This window comes from Angustibacter sp. McL0619, from assembly GCF_049994355.1.
Lineage (GTDB): Bacteria > Actinomycetota > Actinomycetes > Actinomycetales > Angustibacteraceae > Angustibacter.
Genome location: NZ_CP188257.1, coordinates 4,224,765 through 4,241,022 on the forward strand (window position 1 = coordinate 4,224,765; position 16,258 = coordinate 4,241,022).

Consider the following 16,258-nt stretch of genomic DNA (forward strand, 5'->3'; position numbering starts at 1 on the left):
GATCAACCACTGTCAGGACGTGCGGGGTGGAGCGGTACTGCCACGCGTGGTGAGCTCGTAAGGCGCGGCCGCGTGCGCCGCCGGCAGCGCGCCGTCCACGGCCTGTAGGAGTCGCTGCGCCGCATGGGCTCCGTACGCGCTCACGTCTCGGGACAGCGCGGTCAGCGACGGGTGGATCAGCCGGCACAGCGCGCTGTCGTCCCAGGAGACCATGGACACTTGACCCGGGACGTCGATCCCCATCTCCAGCGCCACGCCGAGGCCGATGTCTCCGTGTGCGGGTACGTCAGCTGCGGTGGCAGGCGGCCGGGAGCATGGCCGTGCTGGTGACCAGCCGAGCGACCTGGTTCCCCATCCGCACCGCGACCGTCCCGGCGGTGCGGAAGTGGATTCCGCCGAACACGCGGGCGTCGACCACCTGCTTCTTGGCGGCGGTGAAGCTCGTGTAGTGCCGCTCGACACCCGGCATCGTCGCCGATGTGGCGGTGAAGTGGGTGTGTTCGCCAAACGTGCGGCTGAGCACTGCTAGCGCTGCGGCACTGACTCCCGGGTGCCCGGCGGGGTACTCCTGGAAGGCGGGAGTGGTCAGCAGCGGGCTCCAGCTAGAGTTGGCCGCGGTGGCCGGGTTGCCGTCGGTGTCCGCGGCGCGAATCGCGGTGACTGGGCGCCAGGTGTCGAAGAAGTTCTTGGCGTTCCACACCGAGATGACGGCGTCCGCCATGGCCATGTTCTCGGCGGCGAGCAGGCGCGCTGCCGCGGTGATCCCGAGGTGGTGAGAGCCGGCGATGAGGTCGTCTGCGACCCGGTCCCAGATGGCGACCGGCACGTCGGACTGTACGAAGACGGCAGTCTGGGTGTCGAAGGCGCTGCGGGTGCTGCTGGTGTCCTGGCCGATCGAGGCGACCTCGTTGAAGTCCCGGGTGTACCGGGCGCTGGTCAGCGCCGGGGTCGGTCCTGGCAGGAACTGGCCCGGGCTACTCATCACCCACGGGGTCATGTCGGCGAACTGACGGAACGCTGGAGGGCCGAACAGCGGCGGAGTCGGCTGCCACCGGCCGGGGTCGGTCGAGGACATGTACGGCGGCAGGACTGCGGAGATGCCGTCACCGGCCCGCCAGGTCAGGATGTCGTCGGCGACCTGCGTGCCCCACGCGAGGCCGCTGGTGACGCCGGCTGGGCCGGCTGGGTCGTGGGTCAGCTGGCTCAGGGTGGCGGCCAGCGCAGCGTCGAGCGCCGGCTGCTGGGTCGGGAACAGCTTGAGCAGTGCCTCGTGCGCGGCGCCGGCTGCGGCGGCCGCGGCCGAGCTGTTCGGTGGCGCGGAGGTCGCGACACGGAACGGCGTGTACTCGTGGGTGACGCCGTTGACAGCGTCGAACACCGATGCCTGCACGATCGCGCCGATCCGTACCGCGGGCGGTGGAGGAGTCAGCGCCACCTCGAGCGCGTCGATCATCGTGTGGTTCCAGTCCAGCACCACCGCGGTGGCCGAGGACGGGTGCACGGGGCGCATCGGGTTCGCTGGGTGGGCGGCGGTCGCTTGCTGTGTTGGCATGAGGACTCCGGCCGCGAGAGCTGCGGCGGCGCCGAGCAGGGTCGTTCGTCGTGGGCTGATCATGGTCATCCCCTAGCTGTGATGTGGTGCGTGAACCGTGATGTTGTACGTAAAGACCGTGGAGGTGCCGCCGAACAGCCCGCTGTAGTCGACGACGATCTGGTGCTGGCCCGGCCGCAGGAAGACCTGCGTCTTGTAGCCGCAGTAGACCGTGGCGAGCTGGCCGGGATGTCCCACGGCGACCGAGTCGGCGTACAGGTCGGCCCCTCCTGGGATCTGTGCGTGCCGGTTCACCCGGGCAGTGAACAGGCCGCTGTTGAGCGCCGAGGCGGTGAGCGTCCGATAGCCGTCGAGGGTTGCCGGCACCGGGTCGCCGAGGAAGCCCTGGGCGATGACGTCGTCGCAGATCGGTTCCAGGTTCTCAGCTGTAAACGGGACCAGGACACCGCCCAGTGGGTAGCTGCTGTCGGGGAACCTGTTGTCTTGGGTGATCACGAAGCCGCCCAGGTCGACCAAGACCGACCGGGCGATCGTCCTGCAGGTGAGTGTCCGGTCGCCCGGCGTGAAACTCAGCACGGGAAGCAGGAACACGCCTGCGACGCCGGCCGCGCCCTGTCCTTGTCCGCATCGAGAAGGTGAGACGTTCTGCCCTTCGTAGAACTTCAGCATGAGCTTGGTCTGCTGCTGCGCCAGCCTGTGCGCAGAGGCCCGGGCGTTGGGCAGTGTGGCCGTGGCAGTCGGGGCGTCCGGGGTGGCGGACCTGATGGTTGCCGCCGCGGCAGTCGGGCAGGCGGACATCGCCGACATCGCCGGCAACATCACAGTCGTCAGTGCACATGCGAGGGCGCGTAACCTCATCAGCGGGTCCTCCTTCGGCGTAGGAGGGCTGCCATTTCGCGGTCGGTGATCGCGCGCCTCGGATGGTGTGTCGACAGCCGTCTGTGGCGGCCGGAGCATGTGGCCAACCTTTGAATACGAGTTCCCGCAGCCCCAGCTGCCGGGCGTCAAGTACTTCGGCGTCCACCGCGCAAGGTAGTCCCGGCGCGCGTCCAGGGACAAGGGTGAACTTCAGCCCCGGCGCCTCGACAGAGGTGGAGCAACTGGTTCTGATACCGACCCGGCCGTGGCGTGACACAAAGAATGTCCTCGTGAGGACGAAGGAGGAGCCGTGCAGCTAGGCGTCGTATATCCGCAGACCGAGCTACGAGGAGATCCGGCGGCCGTCCGGCGGATCGGCAGGGCCGTAGAGGAGCTTGGGTTTGACCACCTGCTCGCCTACGACCATGTACTGGGAGCCGTGCACGCCGATCGGACGCCAGCGCTGACAGGCCCGTACACCGAGCACGACCCGTTTCATGACCCGTTCGTGATGTTCGCCTACCTGGCCGGCATCACCGAGCGGATCGAGTTCGCCACCGGAGTCTTGATCCTCCCTCAGCGCCAGACCGCCCTCGTGGCGCGGCAGGCGGCCGATGTCGACCTGCTGTCAGGCGGTCGACTGCGTCTCGGTGTGGGCGTCGGCTGGAGCCAGGTCGAGTACGAGGCCCTCGGCCAAGACTTCCGCACCCGGGGCTCCCGGCAGGAAGAGCAGATCGAGCTCCTTCGCCGACTGTTCGCCGAACCGGTCGTGGACTTCTCCGGTCGCTTCGACCGCGTTGATCGAGCCGCTCTGGTGCCGAGGCCGACCAGGTCCGTCCCGATCTGGCTCGGTGGATCCGGGGAGAAGGCGTTCGACCGGGCCGCTCGCCTGGGGGACGGTTTCATCTTCATCGGGGACGGTGTCGACCACGCCATCGCGGCATGGGAGAGGCTGCGCAGCCGAGTGCACGGGCATGGCCGGTCGGTCGAGGGTTTTGGTGGGGACTATGTGGTGGGGTCCCGAGCCGGGGTCGGCGAGCTGACGGCGAAGATCGATGCTTGGGGGGCGGCGGGCGGCACCCATGCTTCCGTTGTGACGATGGGGCGCGGACTGGACTCCGCCGACAGGCACATCGACTTCCTCGCCCAGATCGCGCATGCGCTCGGCCGCGTCTGACCAGCACACCCAGACGTCGGGCTTCCGGCCCGCACCCTCCTGCCGAAGAATTCACGGGGCGAGCCCCTGACCCGCGCTTGCGCAGATCAGGGGCTCCCTCGTGCCGGTGGCGGCAGCAGGTCGAGCTATGCCAGGACCGTCAGTTTGAAATTGCCTACTCGAACGGCCGGAAGTCGAGCTGGCAGATGGTGTTGGCGTGCGGGACCTTCTGATCGATCAAGTACGTCGAGACGGTGTCGTTGATGCACTTGTCAGGGACGAACGAGGCGGGGTGGCCGGCGCCCTCGAGGGTGAGGAGCCTGGCGCCGGGTATGGAGGCGACGAACCGCCTGGTGTGCTCGTAGCTGCTCGCAGCGTCGAAGCGGGCGCCAACGAAGAGCAGTGGGTTGGCTGTCTTCGCCGTATACCGACCGTTGTAACGGTCCTGGTCGCGGGCTGGCCAGGTGGCACACGGCTGAACGAGGTAGGTCCAGTCGGCCCCGAAGTAAGGGGCGTCGGCATCCGCCTTGGCGGCCAGCTTTGGCCAGGCCTTCGGATTTTGCGGGTTGGTGGTCTCCGAGCAGGCGATGCTCAGCAGCGCTTCGGCTGAGTTGTCGTATCCGTCGACCGTGGCCGCGGACATCGCGCTGCCGAAGGCAGAAGCGACCTTCGCGCGACTGGAAAATCGACCGTGCTGCGCTGCGGCGGCCGCCGGCGCGCCGAGTGCACTCCGCTGTTCGGTGGCCTGCCAGGTCGCCTCAAGGTCGCCGGCGAGTTCCGCCCAGATCGGCGGGAACGTGAGCCCACCCCGGAGTCCGTCAACGAGGAAGCCGTACGAGACTTCGAGAAGTCCATCCGGGGTCTCGACCGTCACTGACTTCTCTAGCAGTCGGGCCATCAGCTCCTTGAACTTCGCCCGGGTGTGGGGCGACGCGAAGGCACAGCCGCCGCCAGCGGTCTGGCAGCTGTCGAGGAAGAAGCCGAGCGCCTTCGAGGTCGCGTCGGCGCTGCCGAGACGCACCGAGAAAGGCGCCGCGCTGGCAGCACTGTCGCCGCGTGTCCACTCCACCGGATCAGGGGTGCCGTCGAGCATGAGCGCCCTGACGCGACCGGGGAACAGGTTCGCATAGGTGACGCCCAGCAAACCACCGTAGGAGTATCCGGCGAAGGTCAGCTGTTCATCGCCGACGGCCCGACGGAGCAGATCCATGTCGCGAGCAACGTTGGCCGTCGAAAGATGGTTGAGCAGATCGCCCTCGCGAGCCTCGCAGAGCCGGCCGAGCGCCTTCGATCCCGCCGTGAAGGCACGCACCTCGTCGACCCCGACGGGCAACGCCGGCCGCGAACCGAAGAACTCGCCTTGGTGGTTGAGATCGGTGAAGCACTGCACCGGTGTGCTCTGGCCGACGCCGCGAGGGTCGAACCCGACCACGTCGAAGCGGGCTTGTACCTCTGGGCTGAGCACCTGGGCGGCATCGCCGCGGACGAAGTCGAGCACGGAGTTGCCCGGACCTCCGTTGTTGACGAACAGCGAGCCGATCCGGCGCCTCACGTCGGTCGCGGGACGCCGGATCAGGGCAAGGGAGATCCTCGCCCCGCTGGGATGGTCGTAGTCGAGGGGTACGCGGGCCGTGGCGCACTGCAGGCCATCGCCGCAGTCAGTCCAGACCAGCTTCGGCGCGTTGAGGGCGTTGGACGCCGCGAGCGCCCGACCGGTCTGGCTCCGTGCCAGGGCCGGGCTGGCGAACGCGACGCCGAACACGACGGCCAGCATTGTGGTGACGGCCACCACGAGGTGACGGCGGTTTCTGGTGGGTTGCATCTCGGAGTTCTCCTGAAGGATTCCGCGCCGGCTCTCGGCGGTCATCTCACGATCTTCCGAATGGCGCGCCACATCGACTGTGCCGACCGGTGTTCGTGCTGTCGTGCCAACACCCACCAGTGGTGGTGCTGGCATCACCGCGCGGCGAGGTAGACCAACACCGCCTTGACGCGCTTGTGCACCTCGGGCTCCTCTGCGAGGCCGAGCTTGCTGAAGATGGCGTTGATGTGCTTCTCGACGGCCCGCACCGTGAGCACCAGCGAGCTTGCGACCGCGTTGTTGTCCTTGCCGGTGGCCATCTCGGCGAGCACCTCGCGTTCGCGGGGAGTCAGGCGTGAGACGGGCGAGTTCCGTGTGCGGTTGCGCACGAGCGAGTCGACGATCTTCGGGTCGATGCTCGAACCACCGTCGGCGACAGCCCGGATCGCACCGATCAGCTGTCTCGGGTCGGACATCCGTTCCTTGAGCAGGTAGGCCCGTCCCTGGGAACCCTCGTCCAGGAGGGCGAGCGCAAACTCCGGGTCGTCGTACTGGCTGATGACGACCACCCCCGTCGCCGGCTGCGATCGGCGGATGAGGTTGGCCGCGCGTACGCCTTCGTCGGTGAACGTTGGCGGCATCCGGATGTCAGTGACTACGACGTCGGGTCCGTGCCGATCGACTGCGGTCATCAGCTCGTCGTAGTCCACACAGACCGCGAGCAGGTCGAACTCCGGCTCGGTCGCCAGCAGGCTGCACAAGCCTTCGCGGGCGAGGAGGTTGTCCTCGGCGAGCACGATGCCCAGACTCACGGGAGCAGGCTACGGCGGTTGGCCGTCTCGTGGGGTACGCCCTTGCGAACGGTGGTGCCTGCACCATCGCGACGATGGTGCGGCACCGACACGCTGGCCCCATGAGTTGGCGGGCGAGGGCAGCGCTGCCGGCCGCCGCCCTGCTGGCGGTTGCCGGTTTGATCACCGCTGCGGTGATCCTGGCGCACCGAGACGACCCCGGTGTGGCCGTGGCCTTCGGTCTGCTCAGCGTGTGGCTTGGTGTTGCGTTCGGCGCGGTCGGTGCCTTCCTGCTCGGTGTACGACCGGGCAACCTGCTCGGACCTGTCTTGTTCATCAGCGGGGCCAGCCTCGTCGCGGAGTACGGGCTCCGCTCGTACGCCTACGTGGGGATCGAGGCCAGCCCGGACGCGTTGCCCGCCGCGGCGGCCGCCGGTTGGGCGGGCATGGCGCTCGATCCGCTGTTCTTCCCGGTCTCGCTGGTCGTGACGCTGTTGTTGTTTCCCGATGGTCGGCTGCCGTCGCGGTGGTGGCGAGCGGTCCTGACGGCTTGCCTGGTCGTCACCGTTGGCCATGTCCTGGCCCTGGCGCTCAGACCGGGACCGATCGACGACGAGTCCTTCGGATATCAGATCCCCTGGTCGGGCGCGCTGCCCACGTCCGCCGCGGACCGGGTAAGCACCGTGTCGGACGCCGCGACCGTCGCGTTGCTGGCGCTGATCCCCGTTGCGGTGGTCAAGCTCGTTCGCGACTACCGACGGGCCGGCCGGCTCGCCCGCCAGCAGTTCCGACCCCTGCTGTTCGTCGCGGGACTGTTGGTGGTCGGGCTCGCCTTGCAGGCGGTGCCGCGTACGACGGGTCTGGGCATCGCGGTAATCGTCGGTGGCGTCACACTCGGGTTCCCGGCTGCGCTGGCGGTGGCGTCGCTGCACTATCGGCTGTGGGATCTCGACCGGCTCCTCGTGGCCGCGATCGTCTACGCTGCGCTCGCCGGGCTCGCGACCGTTGGGTACGTCGTCGTGGTCGTGGGTGTGGCACGGGCCACGGGTGCCACCTCGGGGTCGGGGGGGCTCGGCGCGGCGGTCGTCGGCACAGCCCTGGTCGCGTTGGCGTTCGCCCCCGCGCGCGACCGGCTGAGTGGCGCCGCGCGGCGGCTGGTGTACGGCGTACGCGCGACTCCGTACGAGGCGCTCGCGGCGCTACCGCACCGGCTCGCTGAGGCGCCGGAGGTAGACGATGTGCTGCCGCAGACGGCGCGGGTGCTCGCCGAGGGACTTGGTGTCCCGGCCGCACGAGCCCGAGCGTTCCTGCCCGACGGCGACCAGCAGGTCGCCTGGTGGCCGGCCGGAGACGGAGCAGATGTCGGCAGCGCGGAACTGACCTCCATCGAGGTCCGGCATCTCGGTGAGGTGGTCGGCGACATCTCGGTGCGCGCCTCGGCTGACCGACCGCTGGGTTCGGCCGACCGCCGGCTGCTGTCCGACCTCGGGGCGCAGGCTGGTCCGGCACTGCGCGGGGTCGGGCTGGCGGCCATGCTGCGGGCCCAGCTCGACCAGATCACTAGACAGTCCGAAGACCTGCGGGCCAGCCGGGAACGCCTGGCCTCCGCGCAGGTAGCCGAGCGACGGCGCATCGAACGCGACATCCACGATGGCGCCCAGCACGAGCTCGTTGGCCTGGCGGTGCGGCTGGCGGCCGCAGACGAGCTGGTCATGGCTGGCGATCCGCAGGCCCATGACGTGATCATCGAGAGTCGAGCCGCTGTGGAACGGTGCATCGGGGAGCTGCGAGAACTGGGTCGCGGCATCTTCCCTCCTGTCCTCGCGGCGCGCGGTTTGGTCAGCGCTCTGCGCGGGCGGGCCCGGTCCGCGTCGGGGAACGTGCAGGTGGTCGCGGGCCCAGGCTCCGAGTCGGCGAGAGTGGAGCCCGGCATCGAGCTCGCCGTCTACTTCTGCTGCATGGAGGCGTTGCAGAACGCAGCGAAGCACGCTCCCGGCGCGCGGGTCGTCGTGCACCTCGAGATCACCGCCGCTGAGCTGCGGTTCGCCGTAGCCGACGAGGGGTCGGGGCTTCGTGACATGTCGCAGGCCAGCGCTGGCACAGGCCTGGTCGGCATGCAGGACCGGCTGGGCGCCGTCGGGGGGGTGCTCAACTTGACCTCCTCCCCCGCACGCGGCACCACGATCAGCGGTCGGATCCCGTTGCACGGGTTAGCGCCCAGCTAGCAACCGTTCGGTGGCGCACCAGCCACATTCGTCTCGGACGACGCCCATGCTCTGTCCTGGACGGCCTGACAACGGCCGGCTATCGGGAACTTCCTTTCACCTGAAGGCGGCGGAAAGCGCGGTACCTGGTCGCTCAGCGGCGGCCGCCCGGAGATCATCGCCGGCCGCAGCGCCCCAATTGCGTCATGTCACCGAGTGGCAGGTGCCGAACTCGGACGGCGTGAGCTAACCGGTGGGCGCCGGGAAGCTACGTCGCATCCGATGTTCACGACCCGGGCGCCCGCCGGGTAGGGGCGCCTTTTCACCGGTGGTTCGGTATAGGTGCCTCTCGTAGAATCGTCGTGCGCGGGTGTTGCTGTCGACGACCCACAAGGCGATTGAAGAGGCGCCTTGAGTGCGCGCCCAGTGGTGTGCGGCCGTGAGCAGCTCGTCGGCGGTGCCCGTACCGCGCTGGACGGGATGGACCCACATGCCGATGACTTCGGGTTCATCGGGGCACTCGGGCCGTTGGAGGCAGCCGACCAGGCCGACCATGGGTTGGTGGGAGGGGCTGTTCTGCGCCGCAACGAACCAGGTGACGTTCTTGGCGAGGTCGGCCCAGTCGGCGGGGGTGTTCCGACGCTCTTGCTGCCAGGTGCAGTAGAACGCGGTCGGCGAGTCGCGCAGGGCGGCGAGGCGGACCTGCCGCAGGCTCTCCCACCCGGACACGTCGAGACGGTGGACGCTGACCATGGTGTCGTCGTGAGACTCAGGGCGCGACGACGGCGACGGCGGCGGTGCTGCCGGACCAGTCCGGTCGAGCTGAGACGATCACGGAGAGCTGCGCTCCGGTCAGGGCATCCGGGCCGTTCTCGTGCCAGGCTCCGACCCCGACGGTCCAGCCGTCGCTGGGTCGATCCGGCAGGTAGTGCAGGTAGCCAGCGCCGGCCCCGACGCCGATCTCAGCGGGCAGGGTCTGCGCGACGATGCAGACGGCCGGGCCGGGGGTGCGTGTGCCGTCGGCCATCGGCTCCCACGGTGGGTCATCGGGTGCCGGGTTCTCGGGGTGAGCCCAGTAGCTGATGTAGTTGGCCCTGGCGGCGCTGCCGGGGTCGACGAATCGCAGGCCGGGGTCGGTGGCGGTGATGACGACGCAGGTGTCGGCCATCGCGACCCGGCAGTCGCCGTCGGTGTGGATGATTTCTAGCCGCCAGATCCGCTGCGCCTGCGACCCCTGTGGGGCATCGACGGTCGGGTCGGGAACAGCCTCGACCGCGGTCGCCGGGTACACGGCGAACTGAGAGCCGGCCAGCTGCAGTGCGGTGCAGGTTGCTTCAGTGTTGATCATGCCGCGCTCCTTGGATGGGGTGCCGCCCGGACCGGGCCTACTTCAAGGTGTGCCTTCGCTCTGGAGTTCTTCTGGAGCGGCCCGCGCGCGGGCAGAGGTGTTCTGTCCGGCTTGGTATTTTGTGGTCACGCGATTGGCTGCCTGAGGCGGTGCCATGCAGGCCACGGAGTTCCGGGTGCTCGGGCCGTTCGAGGTGCGCCAGTCAGCCGACGTTCTCGCTGATGGCGCGGGTCGCCGTCAAGCGCTGCTGGCGATGCTGCTGGTGTCGGCGAACCGAACCGTCAGCGCCGACCGCCTAGCGAGCGGACTCTGGGGTGAGGACCAGCCGAGCTCGGCCGCGAACCTGGTCCAGGGCTACGTCTCACACTGGCGAACAGTTCTCGACCCAGGCCGCGGTCGTCGTGCCACTGGCGACCGGCTGACCTCGTCCGGCGGCGGCTACTGCCTGCATGTCAGCGAGCAGGAGTGTGACCTGCTGCGCTTTCGCGCCCGGGCCCGCGAGGGGCTGGACGCGGTAGCGCTCGGGGACCTCTATGCCGCCCGCCGGCTCCTGCACGCTGCGGTCGGTGAACGCCGCGGGCCGGCGCTGGTCGAGTTCACCCAGAGCGTCTTGGCAGACGCCGCAGCCACGTTCGAGGCTGAGTGGCTGACCACGGTGGAGGCGGCGGCTGAGGTAGAGCTCCGGCTTGGTCGACCCGACTCCGCGATGACGCAGTTGGATCCGCTGCTCGACGCGCACCCGATGCGAGAGTCGTTGGTGGCGCTGCGGATGCAGGCCCTGTACCGCTTGGGCCGGCAGGCCGAGGCTCTCGATACCTACGAACGGGCCCGGCACGCCCTCGCGGACGAGCTCGGCGTAGACCCCGGTCCCGAGCTGAGCCGGATGCATCTGGACATCCTGCAGCAGAGCCCGACTCTGGAGGGCGCGGGCGCGGCCGAGCCACGGCCCCCCGTACTGCCGTCACGACTCTCCTCGTTCATCGGCCGTGAACAACTGCGGGACGAGGTGGGCGAACTCTTGATGACCCATCGTCTGGTCACCCTCACTGGGCCTGCAGGTAGTGGCAAGACGCGCCTGGCCGTCGAGGTCGCGGCCGCGGTTGCGGCCGCCGGGGACCGGTCGGTGACGTTTGTCGACCTGGCGCCGGTACGCGAGGCCGGCCTGCTCTGGCAGACCGCGATCGGCGCTCTGGGCAGGCCGGCGCCCGCCACGTCCGAGGTCAACGCGGTTGTGGGCATCCTGGCTGCCCTGCCGGCGACCTTGCTGGTCCTGGACAACCTGGAGCACCTCCTCGATGCCGCGCCGGCCCTCGCTGAGGTTCTCGCCCAAATCCCGCTGCTGTCGGTCCTGGCCACCTCTCGCGAACCGCTGGGCATCTCCGGTGAGCAGCTGGTCCCAGTGGCTCCGCTGGCCACTCCCGAGCCGGGAGACAGTCGGGATGCAGTGCTAGGTAGCCCGGCGGTCCGTCTCTTCATCGCGCGAGCGAAGGAAGCCGACCCGGCCTTCGTCGTGCGCGACCCGGACGTGGCCGTTCTGGCAGGCGTCTGTCGGCGTCTGGATGGGCTGCCGCTGACCATCGAGCTCGCCGCCCCGCTCACGTCGACGTTGACCCTGCGGGCCCTGCTGGAGCGCCTCGACCGCCCAGTGGCTCTGCTCGGCGGACGGCGCCGCGGCGGAGACCAACCGGCACGACACCAGACGCTGCGGGCGGCCCTCGACTGGAGCTACGGGACGCTGGCGCCGACCCAGCGCAGACTGTTCGAGCAGCTGTCCGTGTTCGTCTCGGGCGCACGCCTCGAGCAGGTCGAGCAGGTCAGCGACCTGGGCGCGGACACCGCCTTGGTGCTGGCCCAGCTGCACGAGCGCAACCTGCTCTACCGGTCCGGCAGCGAGGACGCTCCGCGGTACCGCCAGCTGGTCACCATCCGCGACTACGCAGCCGAGCGACTGGCTGAGGACCCCGCTGCCCGCGCGGCCATCCTCGAACGCCACACCCGGTCGGTGTGCGACCTGGCCGAGCAGGTCTCGCGAGCAGCGCGGAGCGCTGCCGGGGCCGCCCTCGTCCAGCGACTGCGGGAGGAGCAGGACGAGGTGCGCAGCGTCCTGGCCCGGCTCGCCGACCCAGACGGTGGCGCCGACCCGGCCAAGCTGCTCGCACTGGTCGTCGACTGCCTCCCGCTGTGGTGGGACCTCGGGTACACGCGGGAGGGCTACGAGCTAGTCACCGACGCATTGGCAGCAGCACCCGGCGATACCCCCGATGAGTTGCGCGCCGCCGCGAACCTCGTCGCAGTGTTCCTGGCAGAGGCAATCGGCAGACCAGAAACGGCACTCGACCTAGGCGCCGAAGCGGCCCGCTGTGCGCAAATGGCCGGCTCTGGGCTCCTGCAGGCCCTCTGCCTGTGTGTGCGGGCCAACTCGCAGTCCTGGCTGCGTGCGGACGGCCCCACCCGCGACGACATCGAGATGTTCGAGCGGGCGCTGGCACTGGGAAGGCATGCACCCGAATCGCCGGCCCGCTGGGGGTGGGCGAGCCGCTCCGCAGTCCTGGTGATGGCTCTGCTGACGTTGTCCGACCTGTTGCGATACCGCGACGCTCGTCGGGCCCACGATCACATGGAGGAGCTCCTGGGGATCTACGACCCGGACGCGGACGCCTACACCGGTTCCTTCGTGCTGCGCGCCGCCGGTTCGTTTGACGCAGACGCCGGGGACTGGGACCGCGCCGAGCAGCGCCTGACGGCATCGCTGGCACTGGCCAACCAGGCGGCCTCGCTGCGCAGCCAGTCTCGGAGCCTTGAGGAGCTCGCGCGGCTGTCCTGGCGAAGGGGGGACGTCGTCGCGGCCACCGAACCGGCAGAGTCGGCGACGCGGCTGGCTCGCGAGACCGGCCACACCCTGAACTTGGTGCGCTGCGCCGCACTGGCTGCCGACATCGCACTCGAGGTCGGCGACCTGGCCCGCGCCGACGCCCTGCTGGGGCAGGCTGAGACCGCCGATGACTCCCGATCGCAGCGGTTCAAGCTGCAGAAGACGGCGCCAAGAAGGGCTCGTCTGGTTCGCCTGTCTGGTCGACCGGACGACGCCGAGCGGCACCTTCAGGCCGTCGTCCATCTCGAGCGGGCCACGGGGCTGCTGCCAGATCGCGTCGTCTATCTCCTCGAGGCCGCATACAGCGCCAGGCACCGCGGCGACCACGACCGTGCGCGGGCCATGGTGGACGCACTCCGCGACGCCGTCGCCGCGGTGGGTCTGGACCTTGCCCTGCCCGAACGCCGCTACCTCGATGACGTCACCGACTGTCTGCCCGAGATCACCAGCGGGCAATGACCTGCGGTCTGACCGCCCGCGAAACCGGCCGCGCACCAGCCAGCGACCTGGGGCACCGCCCGGCTCCAGAGCTTCTCCAGAGCCGCACTCCAGCCTGGGTTTCGACCGCACGTTTTCGAGCGCTGGAGCCCCAACATGAGCAACATCACGACCGCCGCTACTCACACCGGTCGCACGACGCGCAGTCGACGCGTCGGCCAGGCCCTAGCCCTGTTCGTTGCCCCGTGGTGCTTCGTCGTCGCGAACCTCGGCGACGCGCTCACCAGCCCCAACGGACTCGACGACACGACCTCACGCGGCGCGCTGGAAATCTCCGCGACGCACCCACTCGCGGACAAGTGGCTGACCTTCGCCGCGATGCTCGGCTGCCTGTTGCTCATCCCGGCCGTGCTCGGCGCCATGAGCCTGGTCCGGGTCGGCGCCGCCAGACTTGGCCTGATCGGTGGCGTGCTGATGATTGCGGGTTACGTCTGCTACTTCGGGATGCTCTTCCAGGGGTTCGCGACCATCGCGCTGGCCGAGCACGGTGGCGTGACTGCGGACCATGTCGCCGTCCTGGACCTGACCATTAACCAGCCGTTCTTCATCGCGGTCGCTCTGACGTTCGTGCTCGGCAACATCGTCGGCACGTTCCTACTCGGCCTGGCGCTGGTCCGGTCCCGGGCCGTGCCGCGCTGGGCCGGGCTCGCTGTCATCGCTTGGCCGGTCCTGCACATCCTCGGCGGCAGCTGGGGTGAGGTCCTCGGCGCGGCCCTGCAAGCCGTCGGCTTCGCCGTGGTCGGCCACCGTCTGCTGCGCGCGGATGCCGCTGGCAGCGGGACGTCGTCCGCTACTGCACCGGAAGCCTCGGTCGCGCCGCCGCTCGCTGCGCCATGACTTCCACCGGCCGACGGCCTACAACGCTGCCCGACTTGGCCGTGCCGCCATCAGGAGTTCGCTGGACGCCGCCGCATAGTCGGGCCTTCGGACCTGCTCGACCTTGCCGGCAAACGCCTGGCGGCGGGCAGGCACCGGCTGACGGCATCGCCACGCAGCAGATCGACCGGATGGACATCCCGGCCGGGTGGTGCTGCTGCGTAGAGGGAGCGGGACCGAACAACCCTCGATCGATGACCCGCTCTCGTCGAGTCCAGAGCGTCTCCAGAGCCGGTCACCACGCTGGCTCCCGACCTCAGATGTCGACCTTGGAGCCCACCATGAACGACCACAGGACGCCCACTTCCCACGGCCGCACGATGCGCCGCAGGCGAGTTGGCCAAGCGCTCGGCCTGGTCTCCGCGCTGGTCGTGGGGCTCGCCGCAGCCCCGGCCGCCAGCGCCGCCGAGCGGGATCCGGGCGCGACCCGGCTGGTGTGGAACAGCTATGACCTCGCAGCGCCCATGTCCCGCCTCGTGGTGGGTGACATTCGTACCGGCAGTTCGCGGGTTCTGACGCGGCCGGACGCCGGGTCCTTCGACACCGAACCGGTGCGCTCCCCCGATGGCCGGTCCGTCCTGTTCAACCGGGAGTCCGACGCCGGCGTGCAGATCGTGCTGGCCCGCGTCGATCGGCCCCGAGCGACGCAGGTGATCGACACGGGCTGTGCCGCGATTCCGGACTGCGTGGCCGACGTCAACCCGACATGGGCTCCAGACGGCCGTCACGTCCTGGTCACCCGGGTCCTCGGTCCCGTCGACCCGGTGACAGGCGACGCCACGTCCGCGGTGCTCATGATCGTCCGGTTGGACGGGTCCGGCGCACGCCGCTTCTCAGAACCGGGCACCCATGGAACGACCGAGGACAACGTCGCCCGATTCGCACCAGATGGCCGCCACGTCGTGTTCGTGCGGGATCAGCCCGTCGACGGCGTCCTGCACTTCGCGCTGTTCCGGATGCTCGTTGACGGCACCGCGGTCCAGCAACTGACATCTTGGGAGCTGGACGCCGACCGTCCGTCCGTGTCACCGGCGCGGCACGGCCCGACCGCGGGGCTCGTCTCGTTCGAGACCTTTGGCGGCGGTCACCCAGGTCGCGGCGACATCGCGTTGCTGCCACTGGACTGCCGATCGCTGGCAGCCTGCACCCGCACCACCCGGCTCGTCACCCACAACGCAGGCAGCCCGCGCAGCAGCTTCGCGGCGACCTGGTCACCGGACGGACGACAGCTCGCCTACGCACAGGAACCCGACACCAGCGGCCAAGTCGACATCTGGACCAGCCGGTGGGACGGCAGCCACGCTCGCCGCGTCACCTCCAGCGGACACGAGTTCTCTCCCGCGTGGTCGTTCTGAGTGCCATGGACTCATCCCGGCACGACGGCCCCTGCTCACCCAGCCAGAGTGTTCCCGCCGTCGCGAGCGCCGGCCGGCGACGATTCACGGAACACCAAGGGCCCGCACGGTCAACTGTGCGGGCCCGGCTCCTGGGTGGCAGGTGAAGGATTCGAACCTTCGAAGCTTTCGCGACGGATTTACAGAGCTGGCCGCGCAGCGCTCCCACCAGCACGTATGCAGCTGCGACTTTCATCGTGTCCGCTGATCAACCAGAACCATCGGCCCTCTCTGAGGCGCTTGTGGCCGCGCCAGCCGAGCGCCGGGGGCTGCGATCCAATCAGGTTAGTTCTCGCACGCAACCCCATCGCCGTCACGATCCAGCTTGTGGCTGTAGCCCGGCTCACCTGCCAGAATCGGCGCCGCACCCGCAGCGCGTGCCGCGTCGCAGTTCTCGTAATAGACGTTCGCTGCCGCTCTCTTCTTCGCCGAAGCTGCGGCAGCCGCCTTCGCCTTTGCGCTGGCTACCAAAGCCGCCTTTCTCTTCGCGGCCGCAACTGTCTTGGCCTTCGCCTCAGCAGCCGCCTTCGCTTTCGCGGCCGCAGCCGCCTTCGCCTTCGCGGCCGCTGCCGCAGCCGCCTTCGCGGCCGCTGCCGCAGCCGCCTTCGCCTTCGCCTTCGCGGCCGCGGCCGCAGCCGCCTTTCGCTTCTGTGCCAGAGCGATCGCTGCCAAAGTCTTCGCCGCGTCCGCGCTGGCAGACGCCTCTGCGGCGCTCGTTGCTGCGGCGTCCGCAGAGGCGACCGACGACGCGGTGGCGGTCGTCGGATGCGCCGCAGTTGGCCCTGCGATGTCTTGCGCTCCCCCGCAGCCGGTCAGCAGGAGCCCGACTCCGACGGCCCCGACCAGCGCCACACGCATACCCTTGGAATTCACCATGATGTGCCCCCACTCATCCCCCCGGTGAGGCC

The 16,258-nt window shown here is 69.5% G+C and carries 12 protein-coding genes; 5 read left to right on the plus strand and 7 right to left on the minus strand.

All coding sequences use genetic code 11. From position 1 onward, the window contains the following. Positions 1 to 12: 12 nt before the first annotated feature. On the minus strand, positions 13 to 462 hold the full coding sequence (locus ACPPVT_RS19785) for a substrate-binding domain-containing protein (RefSeq protein WP_426563303.1): 450 nt from the start codon (positions 460 to 462) through the stop codon (positions 13 to 15). A 1,162-nt stretch (positions 463 to 1,624) separates the two neighbouring features. Continuing rightward, positions 1,625 to 2,359, minus strand: coding sequence for a hypothetical protein (locus tag ACPPVT_RS19790; protein ID WP_426563305.1), 735 nt, complete (start codon positions 2,357 to 2,359; stop codon positions 1,625 to 1,627). Positions 2,360 to 2,720: 361 nt separating this feature from the next. On the opposite strand from ACPPVT_RS19790, the gene ACPPVT_RS19795 reads away from it, so the two are divergent. Beyond that, positions 2,721 to 3,587: an LLM class F420-dependent oxidoreductase gene (locus tag ACPPVT_RS19795; RefSeq protein ID WP_426563307.1), complete on the plus strand. Its 867-nt coding sequence runs from the start codon at positions 2,721 to 2,723 to the stop codon at positions 3,585 to 3,587. 154 nt (positions 3,588 to 3,741) lie between these two features. Here the strand turns inward: ACPPVT_RS19795 and ACPPVT_RS19800 are convergent, their stop codons facing one another. Continuing rightward, positions 3,742 to 5,433: an alpha/beta hydrolase gene (locus tag ACPPVT_RS19800; protein WP_426563309.1), complete on the minus strand. Its 1,692-nt coding sequence runs from the start codon at positions 5,431 to 5,433 to the stop codon at positions 3,742 to 3,744. A gap of 89 nt (positions 5,434 to 5,522) precedes the next feature. Continuing rightward, positions 5,523 to 6,179, minus strand: a complete 657-nt coding sequence (locus ACPPVT_RS19805) for a response regulator transcription factor (protein WP_426563311.1) — start codon at positions 6,177 to 6,179, stop codon at positions 5,523 to 5,525. Positions 6,180 to 6,280: 101 nt separating this feature from the next. Between ACPPVT_RS19805 and ACPPVT_RS19810 the strand changes: the two genes are divergently transcribed. Next, positions 6,281 to 8,383, plus strand: a complete 2,103-nt coding sequence (locus ACPPVT_RS19810; RefSeq protein WP_426563312.1) for a histidine kinase — start codon at positions 6,281 to 6,283, stop codon at positions 8,381 to 8,383. A 225-nt stretch (positions 8,384 to 8,608) separates the two neighbouring features. Here ACPPVT_RS19810 and ACPPVT_RS19815 read toward each other — a convergent pair whose 3' ends face one another. Further along, positions 8,609 to 9,091, minus strand: coding sequence for a GNAT family N-acetyltransferase (locus tag ACPPVT_RS19815; RefSeq protein WP_426563314.1), 483 nt, complete (start codon positions 9,089 to 9,091; stop codon positions 8,609 to 8,611). Between the two features lie 40 nt (positions 9,092 to 9,131). Further along, positions 9,132 to 9,710 carry a hypothetical protein gene (locus ACPPVT_RS19820; protein WP_426563316.1) on the minus strand — a complete coding sequence of 193 codons (579 nt, stop codon included), beginning with the start codon at positions 9,708 to 9,710 and terminating at the stop codon, positions 9,132 to 9,134. 154 nt (positions 9,711 to 9,864) lie between these two features. Between ACPPVT_RS19820 and ACPPVT_RS19825 the strand changes: the two genes are divergently transcribed. From ACPPVT_RS19825 to ACPPVT_RS19835, 3 genes are all read left to right on the plus strand, one after another. After that, positions 9,865 to 13,041, plus strand: a complete 3,177-nt coding sequence (locus ACPPVT_RS19825) for a BTAD domain-containing putative transcriptional regulator (RefSeq protein WP_426563318.1) — start codon at positions 9,865 to 9,867, stop codon at positions 13,039 to 13,041. Positions 13,042 to 13,176: 135 nt separating this feature from the next. Continuing rightward, positions 13,177 to 13,917 carry a hypothetical protein gene (locus ACPPVT_RS19830; protein ID WP_426563320.1) on the plus strand — a complete coding sequence of 247 codons (741 nt, stop codon included), beginning with the start codon at positions 13,177 to 13,179 and terminating at the stop codon, positions 13,915 to 13,917. Between the two features lie 320 nt (positions 13,918 to 14,237). Then, positions 14,238 to 15,311: a TolB family protein gene (locus tag ACPPVT_RS19835; RefSeq protein WP_426563322.1), complete on the plus strand. Its 1,074-nt coding sequence runs from the start codon at positions 14,238 to 14,240 to the stop codon at positions 15,309 to 15,311. Positions 15,312 to 15,635: 324 nt separating this feature from the next. On the opposite strand, the gene ACPPVT_RS19840 is transcribed toward ACPPVT_RS19835, so the two are convergent. Continuing rightward, positions 15,636 to 16,202, minus strand: coding sequence for an excalibur calcium-binding domain-containing protein (locus tag ACPPVT_RS19840; protein WP_426563324.1), 567 nt, complete (start codon positions 16,200 to 16,202; stop codon positions 15,636 to 15,638). Between the last annotated feature and the right edge of the window lie 56 nt (positions 16,203 to 16,258).

What these genes read in the sequence shown, in the direction of transcription:
- ACPPVT_RS19835 (WP_426563322.1), top strand. Translation starts at nt 14,238, where the DNA reads ATGAACGACCACAGGACGCCCACTTCCCACGGCCGCACGATGCGCCGC.
- ACPPVT_RS19830 (WP_426563320.1), top strand. Translation starts at nt 13,177, where the DNA reads ATGAGCAACATCACGACCGCCGCTACTCACACCGGTCGCACGACGCGC.
- ACPPVT_RS19810 (WP_426563312.1), top strand. Translation starts at nt 6,281, where the DNA reads ATGAGTTGGCGGGCGAGGGCAGCGCTGCCGGCCGCCGCCCTGCTGGCG.
- ACPPVT_RS19825 (WP_426563318.1), top strand. Translation starts at nt 9,865, where the DNA reads ATGCAGGCCACGGAGTTCCGGGTGCTCGGGCCGTTCGAGGTGCGCCAG.
- ACPPVT_RS19790 (WP_426563305.1), bottom strand. Translation starts at nt 2,359, where the DNA reads ATGTCGGCGATGTCCGCCTGCCCGACTGCCGCGGCGGCAACCATCAGG.
- ACPPVT_RS19800 (WP_426563309.1), bottom strand. Translation starts at nt 5,433, where the DNA reads ATGACCGCCGAGAGCCGGCGCGGAATCCTTCAGGAGAACTCCGAGATG.
- ACPPVT_RS19820 (WP_426563316.1), bottom strand. Translation starts at nt 9,710, where the DNA reads ATGATCAACACTGAAGCAACCTGCACCGCACTGCAGCTGGCCGGCTCT.